Annotated in this window: 6 protein-coding genes; all 6 read left to right on the forward strand. The window is 59.6% G+C overall.

The window, feature by feature from the left end:
- Window positions 1-74: 74 nt before the first annotated feature.
- The gene (locus tag FN633_RS10990) at window positions 75-1,337 is read left to right on the forward strand and encodes a CmpA/NrtA family ABC transporter substrate-binding protein (protein ID WP_154057743.1); all 1,263 of its coding nucleotides are present in this window, start codon (window positions 75-77) and stop codon (window positions 1,335-1,337) included.
- A gap of 11 nt (window positions 1,338-1,348) precedes the next feature.
- Entirely contained in the window at window positions 1,349-2,257 is a 909-nt protein-coding gene (ntrB, locus tag FN633_RS10995) for a nitrate ABC transporter permease (RefSeq protein WP_154057744.1), read from the forward strand.
- 24 nt (window positions 2,258-2,281) lie between these two features.
- Window positions 2,282-3,079 (forward strand): ABC transporter ATP-binding protein, encoded by a 798-nt coding sequence (locus FN633_RS11000; RefSeq protein ID WP_154057745.1) that lies wholly within the window; start codon window positions 2,282-2,284, stop codon window positions 3,077-3,079.
- Window positions 3,080-3,101: 22 nt separating this feature from the next.
- Window positions 3,102-7,175: a nitrite reductase large subunit NirB gene (nirB, locus tag FN633_RS11005; RefSeq protein ID WP_154057746.1), complete on the forward strand. Its 4,074-nt coding sequence runs from the start codon at window positions 3,102-3,104 to the stop codon at window positions 7,173-7,175.
- Entirely contained in the window at window positions 7,172-9,826 is a 2,655-nt protein-coding gene (locus FN633_RS11010) for a nitrate reductase (RefSeq protein ID WP_154057747.1), read from the forward strand. The genes nirB and FN633_RS11010 overlap by 4 nt, the downstream gene beginning before the upstream one ends.
- Window positions 9,827-9,890: 64 nt before the next feature.
- On the forward strand, window positions 9,891-10,635 hold a 745-nt coding region (locus FN633_RS11015), incomplete at its 3' end, for a YoaK family protein (RefSeq protein WP_154058911.1).

Consider the following 10,635-nt stretch of genomic DNA (forward strand, 5'->3'; position numbering starts at 1 on the left):
CCGTTAGCGTTCAGGAGACTGAGCGCTAACAGGACGCTTTTTTTTGCGCATTTTTCACCTTACAGGAAGCCGCAATGAAGCAAGACAACAGCAACACCGTGGTGAGCCTCTCCCGCCGCCGATTTCTGGCAGGCAGCGCGCTGCTGGGCGGCAGCATGCTGTTACCGGGTTTTATGAACAGCGTCTGGGCGGCGGGCTCTGATGCGCCAGAGAAAAAAGAGATCCGCGTGGGCTTTATCCCGTTAACGGACTGCGCCTCGGTGGTGATGGCGGCGGTGAAGAAGTTTGATGAGAAGTACGGGATCAAAATCATCCTCAGCAAAGAGTCCAGCTGGGCCTCGGTGCGCGACAAGCTGGTCTCCGGCGAGCTTGATGCTGCCCACGTGCTGTACGGGCTGGTGTATGGCCTGCAGCTCGGCGTCTCCGGTCCGCAGCATGATATGGCCATGCTGATGACACTTAACAACAACGGCCAGGCGATCACCCTCTCAAACCAGCTAAAAGCGGCGGGCGTGACCGATGCGGCCTCGCTGAAAAAAACCATCGATGGCAGCGCGAAGGGGACCTACACCTTTGCCCAGACGTTTCCCACCGGCACGCATGCCATGTGGCTCTACTATTGGCTAGCCAACGCCGGGATCCATCCCTTTAACGACGTCCGCAACGTCGTAGTGCCGCCGCCGCAGATGGTGATGAACATGAAGATTGGCAACATGAGCGGCTACTGCGTCGGTGAACCCTGGAACCAGCGCGCTATTCTCGACGGGATTGGTTTTACCGCCGCGACGACGCAAGAGATTTGGCCCGATCATCCGGAAAAAATTCTCGGCACCACCTCCGCATGGGTTACTGCTAATCCCAATACGGCCCGCGCCCTGACCGCAGCGGTGCTGGAAGCCTCCCGCTGGATCGACACCTCCGACGCTAACCGCCTTGAAACGGTGAAAACCATAGCCGGGCGTGCCTACGTCAACACCTCACCCGAGACCATTCAGGGGCGGATGCTCGGCGACTATGACAACGGGCTGGGTAAGAAGTGGAAGGACGCTCACGGCATGCGCTTCTTCAACGACGGGGCGGTGAACTATCCGTATCTCTCAGACGGCATGTGGTTCCTGACCCAGCACAAACGCTGGGGGCTTATCGATGCCGACCCGGACTATCTGGCGGTCGCGAAGACAATCAACCGCACCGACCTCTATAAGCAGGCGGCAACGGCGGTAGGGGGCATCAACCTGCCCGCCAGCGAGATGCGCAGCAGCACCCTGTTCGACGGCAAGGTCTGGGACGGCAGCAACCCCGCTGACTACGCCAACAGTTTTGCTATGAAACGCTAAGTGAGGCCGATATGTCTATTAACACCAAAACGAATGTGGTTGCGCTGGCCGCCGAGCCGGAGAGCGCGGAGATCCTGCCCCTGAAAACGGCTATCCCGACGCCGCCGCCGGAGGTGACAAAAACGATACCTGCCAGCAGCCTGCGTAAAGGCGTCCATGGCGCAGTGAAAAAAGCGGTACCCGGACTGCTGGGGGCGATTGTGCTGATCGCTCTCTGGCAGATCGCCGCCCTGAGCAGCAATGGCTTTCCGACGCCGCTGAAAACCTGGGAAGCGGCCAAAATCATCTTTGCCGAGCCGTTTTATATCGCCGGGCCAAATGACATGGGTATCGGCTGGAACGTGCTGGCCTCGCTCAAACGCGTGGCGCTGGGCTTCGGTCTGGCGGCGCTGGTAGGGATCCCCCTCGGCTTTCTTATTGGCCGCTTTAGCTTTATTGCCAACATGCTCAACCCGGTTATCGCCTTGCTGCGTCCGGTCAGTCCGCTGGCCTGGCTGCCGATTGGCCTGCTGCTGTTCCAGCGCGCAGAGCCTGCCTCGGCGTGGACCATCTTTATCTGCTCTATCTGGCCGATGATCCTCAACACCGCCGAAGGGGTGATGCGCATCCCGCAGGACTATCTCAACGTGGCGCGCGTCTTGAAGCTCAGTGAGTTCACCGTCATGCGCAAAATCCTCTTTCCCGCCGTGCTGCCGCACATTCTGACCGGGGTTCGCCTCTCAATCGGTATCGCGTGGCTGGTAATCGTTGCGGCAGAGATGCTGACCGGCGGCGTCGGAATTGGCTTCTGGATCTGGAACGAGTGGAACAACCTCAACGTAGAAAACATCATCATCGCCATTCTGCTGATTGGCGTCGTGGGAATGCTGCTTGAGCAGGGCCTGATGGCCATTGCCCGCCGTTTTAGCTACGGCAACTAGTCACAAGAACCTCAGGAGCCTGATATGAAACACGAGAAAGCCATTATCCGCGTAGAGAACGTTACCCAGCGCTTTCACACCGCACAGGGGCCATTCCTGGCGCTCGACAACGTTAGCTTTGAGCTTGCGCGGGGCGAAACCGTTAGCCTGATCGGTCACTCCGGCTGCGGGAAATCCACGCTGCTGAACCTGATCGCCGGGCTGAGCCAACCCACCGAAGGCGTGCTGCTCTGTGATGACCAGGAGATTAACGGCCCAGGCCCGGAGCGCGGCGTGGTGTTTCAAAACCACTCCCTGCTGCCGTGGCTGACCGCCTTTGACAACGTCGCCCTCGCGGTTGAGCAGGTCTTTAAAGGGAAGATGAGTAAGAGCGAGATGCAGGCGTGGATCGAACATAACCTTGAGCTGGTGCATATGGGGCATGCCATGCACAAACGTCCTGGGGAGATCTCCGGCGGCATGAAGCAGCGCGTGGGTATTGCCCGGGCGCTGGCGATGAAACCGAAGGTACTGCTGATGGACGAACCCTTTGGCGCGCTGGATGCCTTAACCCGCGCCCATCTGCAGGATGCGGTAATGGAGATCCAGTCCCGTCTGAATACCACCATTCTGCTCATTACCCACGACGTTGACGAAGCGGTGCTGCTCTCAGACCGGGTCATGATGATGACCAATGGTCCAGCAGCGAAGGTTGGCGACGTGCTGCATGTCGAGCTGGAGCGTCCGCGCTCCCGGCTGACCCTGGCGAACGACTCACGTTTCCATCACTACCGCCAGCAGGTGCTGCATTTCCTGCATGAAAAGCACCGGGCCGTGGCCTGAAACAGCGGGTGAGGTAAGCAGAATGGATAAACCTGTCCTGGTTGTGATTGGCAACGGCATGGCGGGCGTGCGGCTGGTGGAAAAGCTATGCGAGCTGGCCCGAACGCGCTACCGGATTGTGATTGTCGGTGACGAAGCGCAGCCCGCCTATAACCGCATCATGCTGACGCCAGTGCTGGCGGGTGAGAAACGCTTTACGGACATCGTTACTCACGACCCGGCATGGTATGAGCGTTACAACGTCACGCTGCTCGGTGGATCCCCGGTGACGGCCATTGACCGCGAAGCCCGCGCCCTGTGGGTTAACGACCAGCCGCTGGGTTACGATCGTCTGGTCATCGCCACCGGCTCGCTGCCCTATATGCCGCCGCTGCCGGGTGCCGAACTGCCGGGTATCTATGGCTTTCGCAATCAGCAAGACGTGGAGAACATTCTGCACGAGCTGGTTCCAGGGCAACCGGCGGTAGTAATTGGTGGCGGGGTACTTGGCGTCGAGGCCGCGGCGGCGCTGGCGCTGCGCGGTATGCAGGTCACCCTTCTGCACCGCGGGCCACATCTGATGGATCAGCATCTGGATCGCCATACGGCAGATCTCCTGCGCAATGAATTAACGGCACGCGGTATTGAAACGGTACTGGAGGCAGAGACGATAGCCTATAGCGCCGATAAAAGCGGACATGTTCAGGCTGTGAAGCTCCGTGACGGGCGGGCTATTCCTGCCCGGCGGGTCATCGTTACCGCTGGCGTGCGGCCCAATATTACCCTCGCGCAGAAGGCTGGACTAGATTGCGCCAGCGGCATTCTGGTTAATGACCAACTGCAAACCTCCGATCCATACATCTCGGCCATAGGCGAATGCTGTCAGATGGGTGAACAAACCTTTGGGCTGGTGGCCCCGTGCTGGCAGCAGGCGGAGGCTCTGGCGTCAAGGCTGGCAGGCGTAAGCATACCGCTTGCCGTTCATGACGTACCGCTGCGCCTCAAGGTCACCGGTATCCATCTCTTCTGCGCCGGAACGCTGCACGGCGGGCAGGACGCGGAGATCCATTCCACCTTCGATCCCTTTGACGGCCACTATCGTCGTCTGCTTATCCAGAATAACCAGCTAAAGGGCGTGCTGCTGTGGGGAGACATCAGCGACGGGGCGGAATACCTTGCCCGTCTGGATCATCCTCAGTTCAGCCTGTTTATGCCCGACGCGCCCAATCCCTCTTCTTTGAAAGATCCGTTATCCACGACGATAGCGAGGAGCAATGTTATGTCAAAACCCGTTTTAGTGATGGCCGGACACGGCATGGTAGGTCACCATCTTCTGCAACAGCTGGTCGAGCGTGAACTGCATCTTCGCTATCAGATTATCGTCTTCGCCGAAGAGAATAGACCGGCCTACGACCGGGTTCATCTCTCAGAATACTTCTCCGGACGCAGCGCAGCGTCGCTGTCGATGGTGGAGAGCGACTTCTTTGAATCAACCGGTATTGAGCTGCGCCTCGCTAACGGCATTGAGCATATCGATCGCCATCGCCGGTATGTAGTCGATAAGCAGGGGCGGCAGACCGCCTATGACGCGCTGATTCTGGCGACCGGATCCTATCCGTTTGTGCCGCCGATCCCCGGTAACGACAGGCCCGGCTGTCTGGTCTATCGCACTATTGACGACCTGGCGGCGATTCAGGCCTGCGCGGAGAAAGGCAGCATCGGTGTGGTGGTTGGTGGCGGCCTGCTGGGACTGGAAGCCGCTAACGCGCTGAAGCATCTCGGTCTGCAAACCCATGTCGTCGAGTTCGCCCCGCGGCTGATGGGCGTTCAGCTCGACGAAGGCGGAGCGGCCATGCTACGCCGCAAGATTGAAGCGCTGGGTGTGCAGGTGCATACCGGTAAAGAGACGCGGGAGATTGTTCCGGGGGAGAGCAGCCACTACCGGATGGTCTTTGCCGACGGCAGCCATCTGGAGACCGATCTGGTGCTCTTCTCCGCCGGGATCCGACCACGGGATCAGCTCGCCAGAGAGTGCGGCCTGGAGGTTGGCCCGCGCGGCGGGATTGTGATTGACGATCGGTGCCGTACGTCCGATCCGGCTATCTTTGCCGTCGGGGAGTGCGCCCTGTGGAACGGACAGATTTTCGGGCTGGTGGCACCGGGTTACCAGATGGCGCGTACCCTGGCGGAGACGCTTGCCGGCAACGAGGCGGCCTTTAAAGGCGCGGATATGAGTACCAAGCTGAAACTGCTTGGCGTCGAGGTGGCATCGGTGGGCGATGCCCATGGCCGTACGCCGGGCAGCGAAAGCTATAGCTGGGTCGACGGCCCGGCAGAGATCTATAAAAAAATTGTGGTATCGGCAGATCGCAAGCGTCTACTGGGCGCAGTGCTGGTGGGTGACAGCAGCGAATACAGCACGCTGTTACAGATGATGCTCAACGATATGCCGCTTCCCGCCAGTCCGGAGGGGCTGATCCTGCCCGCCAGCGCAGGCGGTGCGCCCCAGGCGCTGGGCGTCGCGGCATTGCCGGACGGGGCACAGATCTGCTCCTGCCATAATGTCAGCAAATCTGACATCTGCAATGCCGTGAAGGGTGGCTGCGGTGACATGGCCGCAATTAAGTCCTGCACCAAAGCGGCCACCGGCTGCGGCGGCTGTGCGGCGCTGACTAAACAGGTGATGGAGTATGCGCTGAGTGAAATGGGCGTTGAGGTAAAAAAAGATATCTGCGAGCATTTTGCCTATTCGCGGCAGGAGCTCTATCACCTGGTGCGGGTAGGCAACATCCATAGCTTCGATGAGCTGATCGACAAACACGGCCAAGGCTACGGGTGTGAGATCTGTAAACCGCTGGTAGGTTCAATACTGGCGTCGTGCTGGAATGATTACCTGCTCAAGCCCCAGCATCTGCCGCTACAGGACACCAACGATCGCTTCTTTGCCAATATCCAGAAAGATGGCACCTACTCGGTGGTACCGCGCATCCCGGCCGGAGAGATCACGCCTGACGGGCTGATCGCCATTGGCCAGGTCGCCAAGCGCTACAACCTCTATACCAAAATCACCGGCGGGCAGCGGGTCGATCTCTTTGGGGCGCGAGTGGAGCAGCTCCCGGAGATCTGGCAGCAGCTCGTGGAGGCCGGATTTGAAACAGGGCACGCCTACGGCAAGTCGCTGAGGACGGTGAAATCCTGCGTCGGCTCCAACTGGTGCCGCTACGGCGTACAGGACTCTACCGATCTGGCGCTGCGGCTGGAGAATCGCTACAAGGGGCTGCGCTCGCCGCACAAGATTAAAATGGCCGTTTCGGGCTGCACCCGCGAATGTGCTGAAGCGCAAAGCAAAGACGTGGGGGTTATCGCTACCGACAAAGGCTGGAACCTCTACGTCTGCGGCAACGGCGGCATGAAACCCCGGCACGCGGATCTGCTGGCCCAGGACCTGAGTACCGAGGCGCTGATCCGCACCGTGGATCGTTTCCTGATGTTCTATATCCGCACCGCCGACCGGCTGCAACGCACCAGCACCTGGATGGATAATCTTGAGGGCGGCATGGATTACCTGCGTCAGGTGGTACTGGAAGATAGCCTGCACATCGCCGCCGAACTCGAAAGCGAGATGCAGGCCGTGGTGGCGACCTACCAGTGCGAATGGCAGACCACGCTGGCGGCACCCGATCGTCTCGCGCTGTTTAAACCCTTTGTTAACCACGATAAACCCGTACAGGCGGTGCAGGGCTGGGTGGAGATCTGTGACCTGAGCGAGATCCCGTCCAATGCCGGTATGGCGGCCCGGCTAACCCATCAGCAGATTGCGCTGTTTCATCTGCCGGATCATCCCCAGAAGGTATTTGCCCTCAGCAACCACGAGCCGAACAGCGATGCTAATGTACTGGCACGCGGACTGCTGGGTGACGTGAAGGGCGAGCCGGTCGTGATTTCCCCGCTGTATAAGCAGCGGTTCCGCTTGCAGGATGGCCGCAGCGTGGACGATGGGCAAAACGCGCTGAGCGTCTGGCCGGTGAAAGTGGAGGGCGGGCGCGTCTGGGTGCAGGAGCAGCCTGCGAGCCACATCGGTCGACCCACCGCCATGATTGAGACGGTCAGCCTATGAGCAGCGCAACGGTTACAACTACCTGTGCCTACTGCGGCGTCGGCTGCGGGGTAAAGATGCAGCCCCACGCAGAGGGGTTTCACGCCAGCGGCGACGGCGCGCATCCGGCTAATCTTGGGCGACTGTGTGTGAAAGGTAGCGCCCTGGGAGAGACGCTGGATCTGGACGGGCGTCTGCTGTATCCCGAGATTGACCGCCAGCCGGTCAGCTGGCCGCAGGCCTTAGATGCCGTCGCGCAGGGATTGCAGGCTATCATTCGCGATCATGGCCCGCAGGCGGTGGCGTTTTACGGCTCCGGCCAGCTGCTGACGGAGGATTATTACGTCGCAAACAAATTGATGAAAGGCTTTATCGGCGCAGGAAATATGGATACTAACTCGCGGCTGTGCATGGCCTCGGCTGTGGTGGGCTATAAACGCGCGTTTGGGGCTGATGTGGTGCCGTGCAGCTATCGGGATCTGGAGCTGGCCGACTGCGTGATCCTGACCGGATCGAATACCGCCTGGGCACACCCGGTGGTCTATCAGCGGCTGGCCCAGGCTAAAAAAGCAAGGCCGGAGATGCGTATTATCGTCATCGATCCGCGTCAGACAGCCACCTGCGACATTGCCGACCTGCACCTGTCGCTGCGTCCCGGCAGCGATGCGGCACTGTTTTGCGGCGCGCTGAATGCCATGGCTGAGCGTGATCTGTTGGACAGTGACTTCCTCAAGCGTCACACCCAAGGTAGCGATGAAACTCTGGCGGCGGCGCGTGACTGGACGGAAGAACACACCGCTGCGTTCTGCGGATTGCCGCTGGCCCAGCTGCGGACATTTTATCAAATGATTGCCGGTAGCGATCGTCTGGTCACGCTCTACTCAATGGGCATCAACCAGTCCAGCTCCGGCGTAGACAAGTGTAACGCTATTATTAACCTGCACTTAGCGACGGGCAAAATAGGGCGCGAAGGCTGCGGTCCGTTTTCGATAACCGGTCAGCCAAATGCCATGGGCGGCCGGGAAGTAGGCGGGCTGGCGAACCAGCTGGCGTCACATATGGGTTTCACCATGGAAGAGATCGACCGTGTGGGGCGCTTCTGGAAAAGTGACAACGTCACAAAAAGTGCCGGGCTTAATGCCGTTGAGCTGTTCCGCGCGATTGAACAAGGCCAGATAAAGGCGGTATGGATTATGGGCACCAACCCGCTGGTTTCTCTACCGGATGCGGATCGGGTTCGCGCCGGACTGGCTCGCTGCCCGCTGGTCATTGTCTCCGACGTCATGCGCGACACCGATACCACCCGAGTGGCCCATATCTGCCTGCCGGCGCTGGCCTGGGGCGAGAAAAATGGCACCGTGACTAACTCTGAACGCTCTATCTCGCGGCAGCGCGCTTTTCTGCCTGCACCGGGCGAGGCGAAGCCGGACTGGTGGATCCTTAGTCAGGTCGCCCAGCGGTTAGGGTATGGCGAGGCGTTTGCCTGGCAGCATCCGGCAGAGATATTTCGCGAGCACGCGGCGCTGTCTGGCTTTGAGAATAACGGTTCGCGGGCGTTTGATATCAGTGGCCTTGCGCAGCTTACCGACAGGCAGTGGGATGAACTCCGTCCCGTGCAGTGGCCGGTCAACGCGGCCAATCCGCAGGGCAGGGAGCGGCTGTTTACTGACGGGCGTTTCTTCCATCCTGACGGCAAGGCGCGGCTGATCGCCATTACGCCCCGGCTGCCGATCAATCACCCCACCGGTGTGTATCCACTGGTAATGAATACCGGCAGGATCCGCGATCAGTGGCATACCATGACCCGCACCGGCAAATCCGCGCGCCTGATGCAGCATATCAGCGAGCCGTTTTGTCAGTTTCATCCCGCCGATGCGCCGGACGTTCAAGATGGCGATCTGGTGCGGGTCTCATCCTCTCACGGCTGGCTGCTGCTGCGAGCCCGGCCCGATAGCCTGCAACCGCGCGGCAGCGTGTTTGTGCCGATGCACTGGAACAGCCAGTTTAGCCAGCAGGCGAGGGTAGATGCGCTGGTTGAGGCAAATACCGATCCACTCTCAGGGCAGCCGGAGAGCAAACACATGCCGGTCAGCCTGCGTCGCTGGGCTGCCGCCTGGCAGGGCGAGCTGTTTATGCGCGGCAATCACCAGACGCCGCCCGCCACGGCATACTGGAGCCGGATCGCGCAGCCCGACATCACGCACTACGTCCTGGCGGACTCGTCAGCGCCTAAGGATTGGCTGGCGTGGCTCAACGAGTACATTGCTACCGGGGAGTGGATCTGTCAGTCGGCCCGCCTCGGTGAAAATGGATTTAACCTGCTCGCATGGGCAGACGGCGAACTCCAGCTGGCGTTTTACGCCCATCGGGATTGGCCCGGTGTGGATCGCCAGGCGGTAGTCGCTGCGTTCAGCCAGCCCCCACAGAGCGCGTCGCAGCGTCTGGCGCTATTGTCCGGTACGGCTGAAAAGGGTAAGGCTTCGGCGGGGGCAACGATCTGCAGCTGCTTTGCGGTAGGCGAACGCAAGATTGCCGATGCCGTTCGCCAGGGATGCAGCAGCGTGCAGCAGCTCGGTGCGCAGCTTAAGTGCGGGACCCACTGCGGCTCCTGTATTCCGGAGTTAAAGAAGATCCTTGCCGAGCAGCTCGCTTTCAATTCAGGTATGTCTTAATCGTGTGAGGCCATTGTTCTGCTAGCTTAATGATTTAGCTGAAGTTGGTAACCGGAGGTTATCTTTGCTGATTAAACTGAAAAGAACACGTTCGCACAATGAGGACCGCAAGCTGGCCCTGTGGCTCGCCACAGCGGCTGGCCTGCTAAACGCCATCGCGCTTGGCGCTTTCGGCTTCTTTCCCTCCCACATGACCGGTAACACCTCGCAGCTCTCCAGCGAAGTTTCTAATACGGACCTACGGGACGTTCTGTTTTTTAGCGCTATCATCGTGGCGTTTGTTTGCGGGGCGGTGCTTGCCCGCATCATCGTGCTGTGGGGGATCGTGCATAACTGCCGACTGATTTTCTGTCAGATCCTGTTCGCCGAGGGGCTCTTTTTAACCGGCATATCGCTGTATGAGATCTACTTTCATGCGTTCTCATCGAACCGGGAGATTGTTGTCATTCTTTGCGGCTTAATGGGGCTACATAACTCGACCTCCACACAGCTGTCGAGTGGGCGGGTCAGATCGACACATATTACCGGTACGTTAACCGATGCCGGGATCTCGTTAGCGTCCGTGCTGGCAGCCATGCTGCGCCGGGATTTCTCTAAAGATAGCGCCGCGCAGAAAAGTCAGCTGAAGACCCATCTTACGACAATCTTCTCGTTTTTAACCGGCGGCATCGCAGGCCTGTTCCTGTTCAGAGGGTTCGGTTTTACAGCCATGTCGGCGGTTGGTGTAGTGCTGATGGCGATTGCTGCGCTGTCGATTATTAGCGTTACCGTTCGGGTCAGGAAAGCACGTGCAGCGATGCGCGGGATAT

The organism is Pseudescherichia vulneris (assembly GCF_902164725.1).
GTDB classification, from domain to species: Bacteria; Pseudomonadota; Gammaproteobacteria; order Enterobacterales; family Enterobacteriaceae; genus Pseudescherichia; species Pseudescherichia vulneris.